Source organism: Enterobacter sp. MGH 16, from assembly GCF_000493175.1.
Classification (GTDB): Bacteria; Pseudomonadota; Gammaproteobacteria; order Enterobacterales; family Enterobacteriaceae; genus Enterobacter; species Enterobacter roggenkampii.
Genome location: NZ_KI535695.1, coordinates 1100590 through 1118861, shown reverse-complemented (window position 1 = coordinate 1118861; position 18272 = coordinate 1100590). Strand labels below are relative to the sequence as shown.

Genomic DNA, 18272 nt, shown 5'->3' with positions numbered 1-18272 from the left:
TTTTACTCCTGTAGTGCGGAAGGGGTTGCCGGGCTGAGCGGCCCTGCTTCGGGTGTCACCTCACGCTTGCTGGCCAGCTCCCGGGCGATGGAATCCACCAGCCGACTGTTAAGCTTGTAGATTGAAAGCAGCGCGACCATGCAGAGGAACAGCGCGCAAGGGATAAGGGTGAACAGGGCGTTGATCGTAGAGAGCACGTGCGGCGCCTGGGCTGCCTGTCCCGGGGCGTAATCCACCATGCCAAGCACCCAGCCGACGACCGCCCCACCCAGCGCCAGCCCAAATTTGATGGCAAACAGCGCGGTAGAGAAAACCAGCCCGTCCAGGCGGCGGCCGCTGCGATGCTCTTCGTAATCGACCACATCGGAGAACATGGTCCACTGCAGCGGCGTGGTGAGGTTTTGCACAAAGCTAAAGACAATGTTGAGGCCAAAAATCAGCCACACCTGCGAAGGCGGCAGGAAGAAAATCAGCGCCCCGAAAATGACGAAGGAAATAATGGTCCACTGGTAGGCGCGCACGCGGTCAAATTTCCCCAGCAGCCGTTCAGATAATAGTGCGCCGCTTAAGGAGGCGACCATTCCGGAAACAATAAAGGCAAAAACCAGTTCCGGGCGCAACAGCACATAGTTCACGTAATACATGGTGGCGGAACCGCGCGTTACCACCGCCGTTAACAGCAAAATATTAAACAGGAAAACAATGCGCCACTGGCTGTTTCCGGCCAGCAGTTTTAAATCGGTGAGCATCGAGCCGGAAGTATCACTGCGCGGAGAATAACGCTCGCGGGTCATCAGGAAGCAGCAGAAAAACAGCACAATGCCCAGCAGCCCCATCAGGCTCATGGCGTAGAAATAGCCTTTCTGCACGTTGCCCTGGCCTAACAGTGAGACCAGCGGCAGGGCAATCACCGTCACAATCAACCCGCCGATAAACGACAGGCCAAAGCGCCACGACTGCAGGGAGTGACGCTCGCGCGGATCCAGCGTCAGCGCGCCGGGCATGGCGCAGTAAGGCACGTTAATCGCGGAGTAAATCAGGCTTAGGATCGCATAGGTCAGGCAGGCATAAATAATTTTCGCCGTCGGCCCCACGTCCGGTACATAGAAAGTAATGAGGCAGCTCACGCCAAACGGAATGGCGAACCACAGCAGCCAGGGACGGAAACGGCCGTGGCGCGTTTGAGTGCGATCCACCAGCGCGCCAATGCACGGGTCGACAAACGCATCGACCACGCGCACCACTAAAAACATGGTGCCCATGATTGCGGCGGGCAGCCCAAAAACGTCCGTATAGAAATAGGCGAGAAATAACGTTGCCGTTTGCCAGACCAGCGCGCTGGCCATATCACCTAAGCCATAACCTATTTTATCTTTGGTACGCAATACAGAGGAGAGTGTCATTGTTATTTGCCTTTTTATCAGGTTAAAACGTATTTCAACCAGTTGCGCATCATCTGAAGGGAAATGCGCATGTAAGGCTCAAGTATTAGCAACGGTTTGCGCGCTAACAATTGTCTAAATTGACAGGCAAATTATGATATTTAGTTTTTTACTTTATTTGTGATGGGGAGCATATTCGGGCGGAAATAAAAAAGGCGAGGAATAATATCCTCGCCTTTTCGGGTCAGCGTGGCGTTACTTGTTCAGTTCCGCCAGGCTCAGCCAGGTTTGCACCACGGTATCCGGGTTCAGGGACAGGCTATCGATCCCCTCCTCCATGAGCCAGGCGGCAAAGTCTTCATGGTCGGATGGCCCCTGACCACAAATCCCGACGTATTTACCCTGCTTCTTCGCCGCGCGGATGGACAGGGAGAGCAATGCTTTTACCGCCTCGTTGCGCTCATCGAACAGCTCGGAGACCACGCCGGAGTCGCGGTCAAGACCCAGCGTCAGCTGCGTCATGTCGTTCGAGCCGATAGAGAAGCCGTCGAAGTGCTCCAGGAACTGCTCGGCCAGCAGGGCGTTGGACGGGATTTCGCACATCATGATGATCTTCAGCCCGTTCTCGCCGCGCTTCAGACCCTGACGCGCCAGCTCGTCAACAACCGCTTTCGCCTGATCGACGGTACGCACGAACGGGATCATGATTTCGACGTTGGTCAGCCCCATGTCGTTGCGCACGCGCTTCACCGCCTCACACTCCAGCGCGAAGCAGTCGCGGAAGCTGTCGGACACGTAGCGTCCGGCCCCGCGGAAGCCCAGCATCGGGTTCTCTTCTTCCGGCTCGTAGCGCTCGCCGCCCACCAGGTTGGCGTATTCGTTAGACTTAAAGTCAGACAGACGCACAATCACGCGTTTCGGATAGAAAGCGGCACCCAGCGTCGCGATCCCTTCGGTCAGACGGCCGACGTAGAACTCTTTCGGCGAGTCGTAGCCTTTCATCATCTCGCGAATTTCGTTCTGCAGCTTCGGCTCCTGGTCGTCAAACTCCAGCAGCGCACGCGGGTGAACGCCGATCATACGGTTGATGATAAATTCCAGACGCGCCAGGCCTACGCCTTCGTTCGGCAGGCAGGCGAAGTCAAACGCGCGGTCAGGGTTACCGACGTTCATCATGATCTTCAGCGGCAGGTCCGGCATGGTATCCACGCTGGAGCTCTTCACGCTGAATTCGAGAATATCGGCATACACGTAGCCGGTATCACCTTCGGCACAGGAAACGGTCACGTTCTGTCCGTCCTTCATGCGCTCGGTAGCATCACCGCAGCCGACAACCGCAGGAATCCCCAGCTCGCGGGCGATGATCGCCGCGTGACAGGTACGGCCGCCGCGGTTGGTAACGATAGCCGCCGCTTTCTTCATGATCGGTTCCCAGTCCGGGTCGGTCATGTCGGTCACCAGCACGTCGCCGGGCTCAATGCGGTTCATCTCGCTGATGTCGTGGATCACCTTCACCGGACCGGCACCGATGCGGTGACCGATAGCACGGCCTTCCGCCACGATTTTGCCCTGGGCGTGCAGCGTGTAACGCTCCATCACCTGGCCGCGTGAGCGAACGGTTTCCGGACGCGCCTGCACGATAAACAGCTTGCCGGTGTTCCCGTCTTTCGCCCATTCGATATCCATCGGACGGCCGTAGTGTTTTTCAATCTGCACCGCCTGCTTCGCCAGCTCCTGCACTTCGGCGTCGGTCAGGGAGAAGCGGTCGCGCTGCTCCTGCGGTACGTCTTCAATTTTAACCTGCTTGCCATGTTCCTGGGTCGGGGCATAGATCATGCGGATTTTTTTCGAGCCCATGGTGCGGCGCACCACCGCCGGACGGCCAGCGGCCAGCGTAGGCTTGTGAACGTAGAATTCGTCAGGGTTTACCGCACCCTGCACGACCATCTCACCCAGCCCCCACGCGGAGGTGATGAACACCACCTGGTCGAAGCCGGATTCAGTATCAATGGAGAACATCACGCCGGATGAGCCCACGTCCGAGCGCACCATGCGCTGCACGCCAGCGGAGAGCGCCACGCCGCGATGGTCATAGCCCTGATGCACGCGATAGGAGATGGCGCGGTCGTTGAACAGGGAAGCAAACACGTGCTTCACCGCCACCAGCACCGCATCGTAACCCTGGACGTTCAGGAAGGTTTCCTGCTGCCCGGCAAACGAGGCGTCCGGCATGTCTTCTGCGGTGGCAGAGGAGCGCACGGCAAAGGAGGCCTGCGCGTCATCAGCGGAGAGCTGGTTGTACGCGTCGTGAATGGCTTTTTCCAGTTCCGGCTGGAAAGGTGTGTCGATGATCCACTGGCGGATCTGCGCCCCGGCTTTGGCAAGCTCGGTCACGTCATCAATATCCGTTTTATCCAGCAGGTCGTAAATGCGCTGGTTAACACCGCTCTGGTCTAAAAACAGGTTAAAGGCATCGGCGGTGGTGGCAAACCCGTTCGGTACGGAGACACCCATACCCGACAGGTTTGTAATCATTTCACCCAGGGAGGCATTTTTGCCCCCAACTCTGTCTACATCATTCATGCCGAGTTGGTTATACCAAAGCACCAGCGGTGACGAGCCATTGTTGGACATCGAAACAATCCTTTTGTGATATTTGATCGGAGTAAGAAACACCTGACTACGTATTTATACTGGCATAATTATTTCCGCTAAAAAAACGGTGAATCGTGTAAGCAATTTAAATTTTCAACTTTTCGGATACTTTCCCATCAACGATTAACCCGATGATTCCTCTATATTCAGCCAGAAACCCCAAAAATAAAGTCGCTATTTGAAAAATGAAATCCACTTTTCAGGAAAATCAAAAACAGCGTTTCATTCATAATTAGGATAAGTTCTTTGCTGTGTAAATTACTTTTTTAATTTATGCTTTCAGACAATTACGTCTGATATTCAGGGTGGATAAAATGGATAGTGCTGTCGATCGTCACGTTTTTTATATTTCTGATGGTACGGCGATCACCGCCGAGGTGCTGGGCCACGCGGTGATGTCGCAGTTTCCCGTATCGATCAACAGCATCACGCTGCCGTTTGTCGAAAATGAGAGCCGCGCCAAAGCGGTGAAGGACCAGATCGACGCCATTTACCAGCAGACCGGCGTTCGCCCGCTGGTGTTCTACTCCATCGTGATCCCCGAGATCCGCGCCATCATTCTGCAGAGTGAAGGCTTCTGCCAGGATATCGTGCAGGCGCTGGTGGCTCCGCTGCAAAGCGAGCTGAAGCTCGACCCAACGCCTATCGCCCACCGAACCCACGGGCTGAACCCCGGCAACCTGACCAAGTACGATGCCCGTATCGCCGCCATCGATTACACCCTCGCGCACGACGACGGCATCTCGCTGCGTAATCTCGACCAGGCGCAGGTTATCCTGCTTGGCGTGTCGCGCTGCGGCAAAACGCCGACCAGCCTTTACCTGGCGATGCAGTTCGGCATTCGCGCCGCCAACTACCCGTTCATCGCTGACGATATGGATAACCTGGTGCTGCCCGCCGCCCTGAAGCCGCTGCAGCACAAGCTGTTCGGGCTGACCATTAATCCGGAGCGCCTTGCCGCCATCCGCGAAGAGCGCCGCGAGAACAGCCGCTACGCCTCCATGCGCCAGTGCCGGATGGAGGTCTCCGAAGTGGAAGCCCTGTACCGCAAAAATCAGATCCCGTGGCTGAACAGCACCAACTACTCTGTGGAAGAAATTGCCACCAAAATTCTCGACATCATGGGGCTTAATCGCCGCATGTACTAATATGCTAGTACATTAGCTCAGATTCAGGTATCATCATCGGCAACCACGGGGCGGTGTCGCCCCGAACTTGAAATCAGCAGGGATTGGTTTAAGGTGATGCCCATCACTTCCCGGTAGTCTGCCGATGAAGCAAAAATTTTCTGAGACATTCCATGAATAAAACCGATGAACTCCGCACTGCGCGCATTGACAGCCTGGTCACGCCGGCTGAACTGGCCCAGCGGCATCCTGTTTCCGCGGCCGTTGCGGAACACGTGACGGCCTCCCGCCGCCGCATTGAAAAAATCCTCAATGGTGAAGACAAGCGTCTTCTGGTAGTGATTGGTCCCTGCTCCATCCACGATCTGGATGCCGCGATGGATTATGCAAAACGGCTTCAGGGCCTGCGGGATAAGTACCAGCATCGCCTTGAGATTGTGATGCGAACCTACTTTGAAAAACCGCGGACCGTGGTGGGCTGGAAAGGACTGATTTCCGACCCTGACCTCAACGGCAGCTATCGCGTGAACCACGGCATCGAGCTGGCGCGGAAGCTGCTTTTGCAGGTCAACGAGCTGGGCGTGCCGACCGCCACCGAGTTTCTTGATATGGTGACCGGGCAGTTTATCGCCGATCTGATCAGCTGGGGCGCGATTGGCGCACGCACCACCGAGAGCCAAATCCACCGCGAGATGGCCTCCGCCCTCTCCTGTCCGGTCGGCTTTAAAAACGGGACCGATGGCAATACGCGTATTGCGGTTGATGCCATCCGCGCGGCCCGTGCCAGCCACATGTTCCTGTCGCCGGACAAGAGCGGTCATATGACCATCTACCAGACCAGCGGTAACCCGTACGGGCACATCATCATGCGCGGCGGGAAGAAGCCCAATTATCATGCACAAGATATTGCTGCGGCCTGTGAAACGCTGGCGGAATTCGACCTGCCGGAACATCTGGTGGTGGACTTCAGCCACGGCAACTGCCAGAAGCAGCATCGCCGCCAGCTGGACGTCTGCGATGAGATCTGCCAGCAGATCCGCAGCGGTTCAACCGCCGTTGCAGGGATTATGGCGGAGAGCTTTATCAAAGAAGGCACGCAGAAAATCGTTGCTGGCCAGCAGATGGTATACGGCCAGTCGATCACCGACCCGTGCCTGAGCTGGGAAGACAGCGAGCTGCTGCTGGAGAAGCTTGCTGCAGCCGTGGACACGCGCTTTTAACATCCTGCCGGGGGGCGGCTTCGCTTACCCGGCCTACGATTCTTGCCGTTGTAGGCCCGGTAAGGCGAAGCCGCCACCGGGCTTTTCATTGCACAAGATTGATCCTCTCACCCTTTTTTCACAAAAACGCTTGCCGTAAATTTGCAGTTTATTGATAATGATTATCATTGTTACATTGATTGTTATTTATAAATATTATGTCACGTACGGATAACAGCGCGGCAACGCCAGCAAAAACAGACACAGCACCAGCCCCTACCGAGCGTCGGATTGACAGCAAAACCCTGCTCGGCGATGCGGGGCGGGTCATTATCGAGCATGACGGCCAGCGCTATCTGCTGCGCCAGACCCATGCCGGAAAACTGATCCTCACAAAATAAACCAAAAACTTCGCCAGCCACCCAGGTGATCCCCAGGCAGCCAGCGCTTTCGATTCTTTATGGAGAGTTGCTATGCCACACCTGCCTTCCGCGTCTTTACGCCCGTCACTTCTGGCGCTGGCGATTGTCAGCAGCCTGCCGGGCGTCGCGTTTGCTGCCGCAGATGAAATGACCGTCACCGCCACGGGCAACGCCCGCAGCGCCTTTGAAGCCCCCATGATGGTGAGCGTGATTGATGCCACCGCCCCGGAGAAACAAACCGCCAGCTCGGCGGCCGACCTGCTGCGTAACGTTCCCGGCCTGATGCTGGACGGCACCGGGCGCACCAACGGGCAGGACGTGAACCTGCGCGGCTACGATCGTCGCGGCGTGCTGGTGCTGGTTGACGGCGTGCGTCAGGGCACCGACACCGGCCACCTGAACAGCACGTTCCTCGATCCGGCGCTGATTAAACGTATCGAAGTGGTTCGCGGCCCGTCGGCCCTGCTGTACGGCAGCGGCGCGCTGGGCGGCGTGATTTCCTATGACACCGTCGATGCAAAAGACCTGCTGGAAACGGGTAAAAACAGCGGCTACCGCGTGTTTGGGACGGGCGCGACGGGCGATCACAGTCTCGGCATGGGGGCCAGCGCCTACGGCCGCACCGACACCCTGGACGGTCTGGTGGCCTGGTCCAGCCGGGATCGCGGTGATATTCGCCAGAGCGACGGAGCAACCGCCCCTAACGACGAATCCATCAATAACATGCTGGCGAAAGGCAGCTGGAAAATCGACCCGGCCCAGACCCTCAGCGGCGCCCTGCGCTACTACAACAACGATGCGCAGGAACCAAAAAACCCGCAAACCACGGGGACGGACAGCAGTAACCCGATGACCGATCGCTCCACCATCCAGCGTGACGCGCAGGTGGGCTACCGCATCGCCCCGGAAGGTAACGACTGGCTGAACGCCGACGCGAAGGTCTACTGGTCCGAAGCGCGCATTAATGCCCAGAATATCGACAACAGCGGTGAGTTCCGCAAACAGACCACCAAAGGCGGCAAGGTGGAAAACCGCACCCGCCTGTTCAGCGACACTTTAGCAGCACATCTGCTGACCTACGGAGGGGAATACTACCGTCAGGAGCAGCATCCGGGCGGCGCGACCACCGGCTTCCCGGAGGCGAAAATCGACTTCAGCTCCGGCTGGCTGCAGGATGAGATCACCCTGCGCGATCTGCCGGTCACCCTGCTGGGCGGTACGCGCTATGACAACTACCGCGGCAGCAGCAATGGCTACGACGACGTGGATGCCGATAAATGGTCCTCCCGCGCCGGGTTGACCGTCAGCCCGACCGACTGGCTGATGCTGTTTGGCTCATACGCGCAGGCGTTCCGCGCGCCCACCATGGGCGAGATGTACAACGACGCCAAACACTTCTCTATTGGCCGCTTCTATACCAACTACTGGGTGCCAAACCCGAACCTGCGCCCGGAAACCAACGAAACGCAGGAGTTTGGGTTCGGTCTGCGCTTTGACGATCTGCTGCTTGCTAACGATGCGCTGGAGTTTAAAGCCAGCTATTTCGATACCAAAGCTAAAGACTATATCTCCACCACCGTCAATTTTGCCGCCGCGACCACCATGTCTTATAACGTTCCGAACGCCAAAATCTGGGGCTGGGACATGATGGCAAAATACTCTGCCGACCTCTTCAACCTCGACCTGGCCTATAACCGCACGCGCGGGAAAGACACCGATACGGGCGAGTACATCTCCAGCATCAACCCGGATACCGTCACCAGCAAGCTGGACATTCCGGTGGCGCAGAGCGGTTTTTCCGTCGGCTGGATTGGCACCTTTGTCGATCGCTCAACGCATATCAGCAGCAGCTACAGCAAGCAGCCGGGCTACGCGGTCAATGACTTCTACGTCAGCTATAAGGGTCAGGAGCAGCTCAAAGGCGTGACCACGACGCTGGTGCTCGGCAACGCCTTTGACAAAGAATACTGGTCACCTCAGGGCATTCCGCAGGACGGCCGTAACGGCAAGATTTTCGTAAGCTATCAGTGGTAATTCCCGTCGGGGCAACTCTTCAGAAGGATAAGAAAATGAATCACTACACGCGCTGGCTTGAGCTGAAAGAAGACAATCCGGGTAAGTACGCGCGCGACATCGCAGGGTTAATGAACATCAGCGAAGCAGAGTTGACCTTTGCCCGCGTGGGTCACGACGCCTGGCGACTGCGCGGTGAGATCCGCGAGATCCTGGGCGCGCTGGAGGCGGTGGGCGAAACCAAATGCATCTGCCGCAACAACTACGCCGTTCACGAGCAGGTCGGAAGCTTCACCAACCAGCACCTGAACGGCCATGCCGGGCTGGTGCTGAACCCGCGCGCGCTGGATCTGCGCCTGTTCCTCAACCAGTGGGCAAGCGCGTTTCACATCAGTGAAGCCACCGCCCGCGGCGAGCGGCAGAGCATTCAGTTCTTCGACCACCAGGGCGATGCCCTGCTGAAGGTCTACGCCACGGACAACACCGACCTTTCCGCCTGGGGCGACGTGCTGACCCGTTTTATCTTTGCCGATAATCCACCGCTGGCGTTGAAGGCGCCCGACGCGCCTGCTCACGCGGAAAATGCGCAAGCCGACCTCGTGGACAAAGAGTGGCGCGCCATGACCGACGTGCACCAGTTCTACGGTCTCCTCAAACGCCATAACCTCAGCCGCCAGCAGGCGTTTCGCCTGGTGGGGGACGATCTGGCCTGTCGGGTAGAGAACAGCGCGCTGGCGCAACTGCTGGAGACGGCGCGCCGGGACGGCAATGAAATCATGGTCTTCGTCGGCAACCGCGGCTGCGTACAGATTTTCACCGGCGTGGTGGAAAAGCTGGCGCCGATGAAAGGCTGGCTGAACATCTTCAACTCAACCTTTACCCTGCACCTGCTTGAAGACGCCATTGCGGAGACGTGGGTCACGCGCAAACCAACCGCTGACGGGCATGTCACCAGCCTGGAGCTGTTTGCCGCCGACGGGACGCAAATCGCCCAGCTGTACGGCCAGCGCACCGAAGGCGAGCCGGAGCAAAGCCAGTGGCGCAGCCAGATAGACGCCCTGACGGCGAAAGGGCTGGCCGCATGAAACGGTGGCTTGTCCTGTTCAGCGCCCTGCCCCTGCTGGCGTTTGCTGCGCCGCAGGAGAAAATCGTCACGCTCGGCGGCGACGTCACCGAGATTGTCTACGCCCTCGGCGCGTCGTCTTCCCTGGTGGCCCGCGACAGCACCAGCCAGTGGCCGCAGGCGGCGAACGTGCTGCCGGACGTGGGCTATCTGCGCCAGCTCAACGCGGAAGGGATCTTGTCCATGCGCCCCACGCTGGTGCTGGCCAGCGCCCAGGCGCAGCCGTCTCTGGCGCTAAAGCAGGTTGAGCAAAGCCACGTCCGGGTTATCGCGGTTCCAGCCGCTAACGATTTGAGCGTCATTGACGAAAAGGTGCGGATCGTGGCGGAAGCGACGCATCGCGAGGCCGAGGGGGAAGCCCTGCGCGGCAAGCTGCGTCAGGCGCTGTCAACCCTGCCCACATCGCCGCTCAACAAGCGGGTGCTGTTTATTCTCAACCACGGCGGGATGACCGCGATGGCTGCCGGACAACAGACCGGCGCGGACGCGGCCATTCGCGCGGCGGGGCTGCAGAATGCGATGCAGGGGTTCACCCGCTATCAGCCGCTGTCTCAGGAAGGGGTGATTGCCAGCCGGCCCGATCTGGTGGTGATTTCGCAGGACGGCATCAACGCCCTGGGCGGGGAAGCGAATCTGTGGACGCTGCCCGGGCTGGCGCAAACCCCGGCAGGACGCAATAAGCAGGTGCTGGCGATTGATGATATGGCGCTGCTGGGCTTTAGCGTGCGAACGCCGGAAGCCATCCGGCAGCTGCGTACCAAAGCGGAGCAACTGCCCTGATGTCCCGGCGAGTCGCCCTGTCATTGTGGATGCTGGCCGCGCTGCTGGTCGTCACGACGCTGACGGCCAGCGGTATTGGCGCGCTGCGCCTGCCGATCAGCCTGCTTTGGAACGGCACCGACGAGGCCCTGCGTCAGATCTGGCTGACGATCCGCCTGCCACGCGTGCTGCTAGCGCTGGCGATCGGCGGTTCGCTGGCGCTCGCGGGCTGCGTGATGCAGGGGCTGTTCCGCAACCCGCTGGCGGACCCGGGCCTGCTCGGCATCAGCAGCGGCGCGGCACTTGCCGTCGCGCTGTGGGTGGTGCTTCCGCTCTCGTTGCCTGCACTGGTGATGCTGTATGCCCCGATGCTGGCGGCGTTTCTCGGCGCGCTGGCCGCCACCTTCGTGATTTTCCTGCTCAGCCGTCAGCGTGACGCTTCCCTGTCGCGCCTGCTGCTGGTAGGCATTGCTATCAACGCCCTGTGCGGTGCGGCCGTCGGCGTGCTGTCATGGCTCAGCAATGATGCCCAGCTTCGCCAGCTTTCACTCTGGGGAATGGGCAGCCTCGGCCAGGCGCAGTGGTCGACGCTGCTGGCCGTCGCGTCGCTGATGATCCCCACCGTGCTGGTTATCTGGCGTCTGGCAGGGCCCCTCAACCTGCTGCAGCTGGGCGACGAAGAGGCGCACTATCTCGGCGTGGAGGTGGCCGCCGTGCAGCGGATCCTGCTGCTGTGCAGCGCCCTGCTGGTGGCTGCCGCCGTTGCGATCAGCGGCGTGATCGGTTTTGTTGGCCTGGTGGTGCCGCACCTGGTGCGCATGTGGCTGGGAGCCGACCACCGGGCCACGCTCCCCGGCTCGGTGCTGGCCGGTGCGCTGCTCCTGCTGGTGGCCGACACGCTGGCGCGCAACGTGGTCGCTCCGGCGGAAATGCCGGTTGGCTTATTGACCAGCCTTCTCGGCGCGCCGTGGTTCCTGTGGCTGATCTTTCGTCGTGGAGGTGCGCATGGCTGAACGCTATTGTGCAGAAAACCTTGTTTTTCGCGCCGGGCAACGCACGCTGATTAACGACGTGTCGCTGACCTTATCTCAGGGCGAGCTGGTGGCGTTGATTGGCCCCAACGGCGCCGGGAAATCGACGCTGTTGCGGCTGCTTACCGGCTATCTTAAACCTGCTGGGGGACGGTGCAGCCTGGCGGGCACACCGCTTGCGGCCTGGCAGCCGGAAAGGCTCTCCCGCTACCGGGCGGTGATGCGCCAGAGCACGCAGCTCGGATTTGACTGGCCGGTTGAGGCGGTGGTCGGTATGGGGCGTGCGCCCTGGACCCGCACGCCAGAAGCGTCGGTGATCGAGGAGGTGATGGCCATCACCGGTTGTTTACCGCTGGCGGGCAGGCAGTTTGCCGCGCTCTCCGGCGGCGAGCAGCAGCGCGTTCAGCTCGCCCGCGCGCTGGCTCAGCTCTGGTGCGACGGTGCGCCGCGCGGCTGGCTGTTTCTTGATGAACCGACGTCCGCGCTGGATCTCTATCACCAGCAGCATCTGCTGCGCCTGCTGAAATCCCTGACCAGCCGGGGACATCTGCACGTGTGCGCGGTGCTGCACGACCTCAACCTGGCAGCGCTGTGGGCGGATCGCATCCTGCTCCTGCACAGCGGCAGGATCGTGTCCCAGGGAGAGCCGGAAACCGTTTTGCAGGCCGATGCGCTGGCGCGCTGGTACGGCGCACAGGTTCACGTCGGCAGGCATCCGGCTCACGCCGTGCCGCAGGTGTTTCTCGCCCCCTGACCGGTCCGGATTCTGATGACGCCGACTCCGGCCAGACACTAGCTTGAGCAACTGACCTCCAGCCGCTTGCCCCACTCAGGCGGGCGGCTGACGTAATCATCATCCCGGTCGGCAAACGGCGTGCGCAACGCCACGTGCAGACGGTGTAACTCGTCGTACTCGCCCTGCTCGGCCTGCTCAATCGCCCGCTGCGCCAGCCAGTTGCGCAACACCATCGCAGGGTTCGTAGCGTTCATCTGCGCCTGGCGGGTCGCATCATCCACCTGCTCCTGCTGCAGCCGCGCGCGGTACGATGCAAACCAGTCGTCAAACGCCTGTCTGTCAATAAACTCATCGCGCAGCGGCGAGGCGGCACTGTGCTGCTCCGTCTGGCCCAGCATCCGGAAGGTGCGCGTGTAATCGCTGCCCTCGCGCGCCATCAGGGCAAACAGGCCATTGAGGATGTCGTTATCGCCCTTCTCCTGCGTGACTAGCCCCAGCTTGTTGCGCATCAGCGAGCCATACTCTCGCAGTAAGATCGCCTGATAGCTGTCGAGCGCATCATTCAGGGCATCAACGTCGATGAACGGCGACAGGGTTTGCGCAAGCCGCTGCAGGTTCCACAGGCCCACCGCGGGCTGATTGTCATAACTGTAGCGCCCCTGATAGTCGGAGTGGTTACAGATGTACCCTGGCTGATAATCATCCAGGAAACCAAACGGGCCGTAGTCAAAGGTCAACCCAAGAAGCGACATGTTGTCCGTATTCATGACGCCATGGGCAAAACCTACCGTTTGCCAGCGGGCAATCAGGGCTGCGGTACGGGCCACCACGTCCCTGAACCAGAGAACGTATTGATCCGCGTCGTCCTGCAAATGCGCCCAGTGGTGACGAATGGCAAAGTCAGCCAGCTGGCGCACCTTGTCCGGCTCGCGGCGATAGTAAAAGTGCTCAAAATGACCGAAGCGCAAATGGCTTTGCGCAATGCGCATCAGCATTGCGCCCTTTTCCACGGTTTCGCGCGCAACCGGCGTGTCGCTGGTCACGATCGACAGCGCACGGGTGGTGGGGATACCGAGGGCATGCATCGCTTCGGAGCCCAGGCATTCGCGAATCGTTGAACGCAGAACCGCACGCCCGTCGCCCATCCGCGAATAGGGCGTCAGGCCCGCACCTTTAAGGTGCCAGTCAACCGTCTCCCCGTTGGGAAGCTGTTGTTCACCGAGCAGGATCCCCCTGCCGTCGCCCAGTTGCCCAGCCCAGACGCCAAACTGATGCCCGCTATAGACCTGAGCTAGGGGTTGCATACCGGCGAGCAGCGTTTCGCCTCCCCAGACGCCAGCGCTCCCTGAACGCTGAAACAGCTCAGGCGGAATGGCCAGCTCTTCTGCCAGCCGATCGTTATGCCAGATAAGGCGTGAATTTTGTAACGGTGTGGGTTTGAGTGCAGTATAAAATCCCGGCAACTCGTCATGCCAGTGAGCAGTAAAAGACAGGGTCATAAGTCCTCCTGCTTTTAGTGTAGAGGGTTTACCCGGACTTAAACACGGGCGAAAGCAAGGGTTATCGCTGCTGAACCAGCGTAGTGACGTGTTCCGCCGAGACGGCAGGCCAGAGTGTTCCCTGCATGGCGCCAAAATTAAAGGACAACACGCGCTGCAACAGACCGTGGTCGTCAATGCCCGAGACAATCACAGACTGGCAGTGCGGCGTGATTTGCCAGAGGATGGCGCGCATAAATGGCTCAAAAGAGAGCTCTGAAGCACGCTGCTGAATGAAGCCTTTATCGAGAATAACCCGTTTAAATAATCCATCGTAGACCGCCTTGAGCGATGCAGCGCCTGCACCAAAGTTTGCCAGCACCAATGGGAAATGGATTGCCATTCTCGCCAGCTGAAGATTGTCCTTTCCGTTATTTAAACCTGGATAATTCTCATTAACAGTAAACTCAAGAAACGGATAACGCTCAAGAATTGAAACAGCGTTTCTATTACTTAATAAAAATTCAACTATTGCAGGTGTAATATTGATCCATGCAATTAACTGATGCTGAATAAAAAACAGTTTGCAGGTATCAAGCAATTGAAGTTTTTCTTTAAACAGCGCTAACTCTTCAGCCGCTGAAAGTCGTGGGATAACAAGCTCAGTGGGGATCCGCACATCGCTGTCGACGCCAGTAAAGTTAACCAGAATTTCTAAACCTTTAAGCTCCCCTGCGCTATTACGGGCAGGCAAAAGCAGCAGTTCAGACTGGTAAGCATTATCTAGCGTAATTATCATTGCACTCGCCCCGCATTAAAGATGAGAGAGGACATCCTGGAGCAATTGCCGACACAATTCCACTGTCTTGATTTTAATAAGATTAATTTCATTAGTTCCGTATTAATTTTCAGATTTTTCCCTGAATCTAAAATAATCTTATCCTGGTTGCAAAATAATAGCCAGTTTTAGATAAAACAGATACATGAGGGATTCGCTAATTTTAGGTAAATTTAACTTTAATCATCTTATTTGAGAAAAAACGGCATGTTTATTCGCTACCATGCCGTGATAAGAGAGGTATACGACGAAGATTATATACGTCGTGCCTGCCAGAAATTTTTACGCCAGTAAACATTATCAAGAGAAGAGCGCATCACGCCGCGGCTCGTCGAGGCGTGAATGAACTGGTTGTCAGTATCATAAATGCCCACATGAAGTCCGCTTTCCCCCGATCCGGTTTTGAAGAAAACCAGGTCCCCGGGCAGGAGGTCGTCTTTATCAATTTCCGTGCCGATTTCTGCCTGTTTACGCGTTTCACGCGGCAGCTGTAAATCAAACTTGTCGCGAAACGTCATCAGAACGAAGCCGGAGCAATCTACACCGCCACGGCTCATGCCGCCGTAGCGATAAGGCGTGCCGCGCCAGTTGCTCAGCTGATCGTTGAGGCTGGCAATGACGGTGATCGAATCTGAAAGCCGTGGGTTAGGCGGCGGTGCACGATGGCTACTGCATCCCGCAAGAAAAAGTGCGGCCATCAGGAGAAACCAGAATCGCATTTTCAGACGAATCCTCTGCTTTTTTTGTTCTTTTCGTAATTTAGCGTGCAATTGTGCTCGCAGGCAAGAAACGCTTACTCCTGCCCGGTCGAAATCAGCATCTTATGGCCCTCAATATCCAGCCTGCGGAACGACATGTTGTACGCGCGGGCAAGATAGGGCGGCGTAAGAACCTGATCCCGCGTACCGCTGGCGATCATCTTCCCCTGCGACAGCAGCCACACCCGGTGGGCATGACGCAAGGTGTGGTTGAGGTCATGACTGCTCATCACCACGGCGATGCCTTTTCGGCTGAGCGCACTTAGCAGGGTATCCAGGGCCGCCTGCTGCGCCACATCCAGACCGCTCATCGGTTCATCAAGAAGCAGCATCCGCCCATGAGGATTACCGGACGGGTGGATCTGAACAATGACAGCCGCCAGACGCACCCGCTGCCATTCGCCGCCGGATAGCTGGCTGACATGCCGGGAGAGTTTATCCTCCAGCCCCAGCGCCGCGGCCACGTCCGTCAGCAGTGCCGTAGAATGTTTGTTGTGCAAATGCAGCATCAGATAGTGCCAGACCGGCATCGCAAAGGGGGGCACCTGCTGCTGCACGAGATAGCTGCGCCGATGCGCCAGCGAGACCGGCGACCACTCGGCCAGCGTATGCTCCAGCAACATTATCTGCCCTTCTCCGGCAGTCATGCCTGCCATCCGTGCCAGCAGCGTGCTCTTTCCTGCGCCGTTTGGCCCGACAAGATGCAGGATTTCTCCCGCATTGACGGCGCCGGTTATCGGCTCCAGACGTCCCTTCTCGGCAACGTCCGTGAGCTGCATCAGCAGCGACATTATTTCGCCAGCGCCAGCTTGATCGATTCCATGACGATCGGATCTTCAGGGGTCATATCCGGTGAAAAACGCTGTACGACCTGACCGTCGCGACCTATCAGGAATTTTTCAAAGTTCCACAGAATATCGTCCGGATAAAGCGGCGCGCGGCCTTTGCTGGCCATGCGTTCATAAAAACCGCTGCCTTCCGGCGCGACGGCTTTCGGTGCGGCAGCGATCAGCTTCGCATACAGCGGATGGCGGTCTTCACCGTTGACATCGATTTTGCTGAACAGTGGGAACGTTACGCCGTAGGTAGTGCTGCAGAAGGTTTTAATCTCCTCTTCGCTGCCCGGCTCCTGCCCCAGAAACTGGTTGCAGGGGAAGCCCAGCACGGTAAAACCGTCTTTCTCCCAGGCCTTCTGAATGTTTTCCAGCTGCTCGTACTGCGGCGTCAGGCCGCATTTGGATGCCACGTTGACGATCAGCAACACGTTGCCTTTGTAGCCTTCCAGCGTGGTTTTATCGCCATCAATGGTGGTCACTTCAGTATTCAGGATATCTGACTGCATAGCATTTCCTCAGGTTGTCGATTTAACGTCCAGCTTTTAATAGTAGCCAGATAAAGACCGGCGCGCCCAGCGTGGCGGTCACCACGCCAATGGGCAGCTCTGCGGCCGTCAGGGCAAGCCTGGCGATGATGTCGGCCACCAGCAGCGTGACGGCCCCGGCAACCGCCGAGGCCGGAAGCAAGGTTCGATGGTCCGTGATTCCGCACAGTCGAAGCATATGCGGAATCACCAGACCGATAAAGCCAATCGCGCCCGCCAGAGCCACGCTGACGCCGACCAGCCAGCCAATGGCGATGACCAGCACATTACGCCAGAACCCAATCGGCATGCCCAGCTGGCGGGCTGAGGTTTCACCCAGCGCGAGCATATTCAACGGCTGCGACTGCAGGGCAGCCCACACGATGACCGGCACCAGCAGCGCCATCAGCCAGCCCTGCTGCCAGTCGACGCCGCCAAAGCCGCCCATCATCCAGTACATGAGCTGCCGAAGGTCAAAAGAGGTCGAGAAGTAGACCGCCCAGGTCATCAGCGCGCTACAGATGATCCCCAGTGCCACGCCGGCAAGCAGCAGACGGCTGGTCGATAAGTGCCGTCTGGCAAAACGAAGAAGGATGAGCGTTATCAGTAATGCGCCAAGGATCGCGCTCAGGCTAATGCTCCAGCCGGAGAGTTCTCCTCCGCCCAGCATCACCGCTGCAATCAGCCCCACGCCCGCACCGTTAGACACGCCGAGCAGCCCGGGCTCCGCCAGAGGATTCTCAAACAACGCCTGCATAATGGTGCCGCACAGCGCCAGCGCGGCCCCCACCAGCATCACCGCGACGGTACGCGGCAGACGAATTTGCCAGACGAAGAGCTGTCCGTCAGGTCCCCACCAGCTTTCGGGCCCTATCCACCGGTCACCGGCGCAGAGGCTAACGCCTGCGGCGACAATGAGCAGCAGCACCAGAATAAGCAGGTGACGCCGATCGGAACGGTGCTGGAGATGGACATAATCAAGCATGTTTACGGTTTTCGTAGCGAGAGATGTAATTGATTTTACGGCGGGTTTGCCTGAGAGCGCAAAGAAAAAAGGCCGCGTGGGCGGCCTTTTTAGTTAGTTCATATTACTCTGCTTTGGGCGTTGCGTTTTCGACACGGCTTTTTAACTTCTGGCCGGGTCTGAAGGTCACCACGCGGCGGGCTGTAATGGGAATATCTTCCCCCGTCTTCGGGTTGCGGCCCGGACGTTGGTTTTTATCTCGCAAATCAAAATTGCCAAAGCCGGAGAGTTTTACCTGCTCACCATTTTCCAGAGCACGACGGATCTCTTCGAAAAACAGCTCTACCAGCTCTTTGGCATCCCGTTTGCTAAGCCCAAGCTTATCAAACAGATATTCTGACATTTCAGCTTTTGTAAGCGCCATAGG

The 18272-nt window shown here is 58.2% G+C and carries 17 protein-coding genes; 8 read left to right on the top strand and 9 right to left on the bottom strand.

All coding sequences use genetic code 11. The features are described from left to right. Nucleotides 1-2: 2 nt before the first annotated feature. Both L362_RS17300 and ppsA read right to left on the bottom strand, forming a co-directional pair. Nucleotides 3-1403 carry an MFS transporter gene (locus tag L362_RS17300; protein WP_023343948.1) on the bottom strand — a complete coding sequence of 467 codons (1401 nt, stop codon included), beginning with the start codon at nucleotides 1401-1403 and terminating at the stop codon, nucleotides 3-5. 234 nt (nucleotides 1404-1637) lie between these two features. After that, nucleotides 1638-4016, bottom strand: coding sequence for a phosphoenolpyruvate synthase (ppsA, locus tag L362_RS17305; RefSeq protein WP_023343947.1), 2379 nt, complete (start codon nucleotides 4014-4016; stop codon nucleotides 1638-1640). A gap of 335 nt (nucleotides 4017-4351) precedes the next feature. Here ppsA and ppsR point away from each other — a divergent pair, with 335 nt between their 5' ends. The 8 genes from ppsR (at nucleotide 4352) to L362_RS17340 (ending at nucleotide 12465) form a co-directional block, all read left to right on the top strand. Further along, nucleotides 4352-5185 carry a posphoenolpyruvate synthetase regulatory kinase/phosphorylase PpsR gene (gene ppsR / locus L362_RS17310; RefSeq protein ID WP_008500644.1) on the top strand — a complete coding sequence of 278 codons (834 nt, stop codon included), beginning with the start codon at nucleotides 4352-4354 and terminating at the stop codon, nucleotides 5183-5185. Nucleotides 5186-5337: 152 nt separating this feature from the next. After that, a complete protein-coding gene (aroH, locus tag L362_RS17315) occupies nucleotides 5338-6384 on the top strand; it encodes a 3-deoxy-7-phosphoheptulonate synthase AroH (RefSeq protein WP_008500645.1) in 1047 nt (348 codons plus the stop codon). A 197-nt stretch (nucleotides 6385-6581) separates the two neighbouring features. Beyond that, nucleotides 6582-6764, top strand: a complete 183-nt coding sequence (gene hemP / locus L362_RS0122860) for a hemin uptake protein HemP (protein ID WP_021241095.1) — start codon at nucleotides 6582-6584, stop codon at nucleotides 6762-6764. Nucleotides 6765-6836: 72 nt separating this feature from the next. Next, nucleotides 6837-8819, top strand: a complete 1983-nt coding sequence (locus tag L362_RS17320; protein ID WP_023343946.1) for a TonB-dependent hemoglobin/transferrin/lactoferrin family receptor — start codon at nucleotides 6837-6839, stop codon at nucleotides 8817-8819. A gap of 35 nt (nucleotides 8820-8854) precedes the next feature. After that, nucleotides 8855-9883, top strand: coding sequence for a hematinate-forming heme oxygenase ChuS (gene chuS, locus L362_RS17325; RefSeq protein ID WP_023343945.1), 1029 nt, complete (start codon nucleotides 8855-8857; stop codon nucleotides 9881-9883). Continuing rightward, nucleotides 9880-10701 (top strand): heme/hemin ABC transporter substrate-binding protein, encoded by an 822-nt coding sequence (locus L362_RS17330; protein ID WP_023343944.1) that lies wholly within the window; start codon nucleotides 9880-9882, stop codon nucleotides 10699-10701. Before chuS ends, L362_RS17330 begins: the two co-directional genes overlap by 4 nt. Continuing rightward, a complete protein-coding gene (locus L362_RS17335) occupies nucleotides 10701-11693 on the top strand; it encodes a FecCD family ABC transporter permease (protein ID WP_023343943.1) in 993 nt (330 codons plus the stop codon). Before L362_RS17330 ends, L362_RS17335 begins: the two co-directional genes overlap by 1 nt. After that, on the top strand, nucleotides 11686-12465 hold the full coding sequence (locus L362_RS17340) for a heme ABC transporter ATP-binding protein (RefSeq protein ID WP_023343942.1): 780 nt from the start codon (nucleotides 11686-11688) through the stop codon (nucleotides 12463-12465). Before L362_RS17335 ends, L362_RS17340 begins: the two co-directional genes overlap by 8 nt. Before the next feature lie 38 nt (nucleotides 12466-12503). On the opposite strand, the gene selO is transcribed toward L362_RS17340, so the two are convergent. The 7 genes from selO to ihfA all read right to left on the bottom strand — a co-directional run bounded on the left by selO (nucleotide 12504) and on the right by ihfA (nucleotide 18269). After that, the gene (gene selO / locus L362_RS17345) at nucleotides 12504-13946 is read right to left on the bottom strand and encodes a protein adenylyltransferase SelO (protein ID WP_023343941.1); all 1443 of its coding nucleotides are present in this window, start codon (nucleotides 13944-13946) and stop codon (nucleotides 12504-12506) included. Nucleotides 13947-14007: 61 nt separating this feature from the next. Further along, a complete protein-coding gene (locus L362_RS17350) occupies nucleotides 14008-14724 on the bottom strand; it encodes an EAL domain-containing protein (protein WP_023343940.1) in 717 nt (238 codons plus the stop codon). 293 nt (nucleotides 14725-15017) lie between these two features. After that, nucleotides 15018-15482 (bottom strand): NlpC/P60 family protein, encoded by a 465-nt coding sequence (locus tag L362_RS17355; RefSeq protein WP_008500650.1) that lies wholly within the window; start codon nucleotides 15480-15482, stop codon nucleotides 15018-15020. A gap of 74 nt (nucleotides 15483-15556) precedes the next feature. Further along, nucleotides 15557-16312 carry a vitamin B12 ABC transporter ATP-binding protein BtuD gene (btuD, locus tag L362_RS17360; RefSeq protein WP_023343939.1) on the bottom strand — a complete coding sequence of 252 codons (756 nt, stop codon included), beginning with the start codon at nucleotides 16310-16312 and terminating at the stop codon, nucleotides 15557-15559. Then, entirely contained in the window at nucleotides 16312-16863 is a 552-nt protein-coding gene (locus L362_RS17365; protein ID WP_021241087.1) for a glutathione peroxidase, read from the bottom strand. The genes btuD and L362_RS17365 overlap by 1 nt, the downstream gene beginning before the upstream one ends. A gap of 22 nt (nucleotides 16864-16885) precedes the next feature. After that, nucleotides 16886-17866: a vitamin B12 ABC transporter permease BtuC gene (btuC, locus tag L362_RS17370; RefSeq protein ID WP_023343938.1), complete on the bottom strand. Its 981-nt coding sequence runs from the start codon at nucleotides 17864-17866 to the stop codon at nucleotides 16886-16888. A 103-nt stretch (nucleotides 17867-17969) separates the two neighbouring features. After that, on the bottom strand, nucleotides 17970-18269 hold the full coding sequence (gene ihfA, locus L362_RS17375) for an integration host factor subunit alpha (protein ID WP_003857805.1): 300 nt from the start codon (nucleotides 18267-18269) through the stop codon (nucleotides 17970-17972). Nucleotides 18270-18272: the final 3 nt, after the last annotated feature.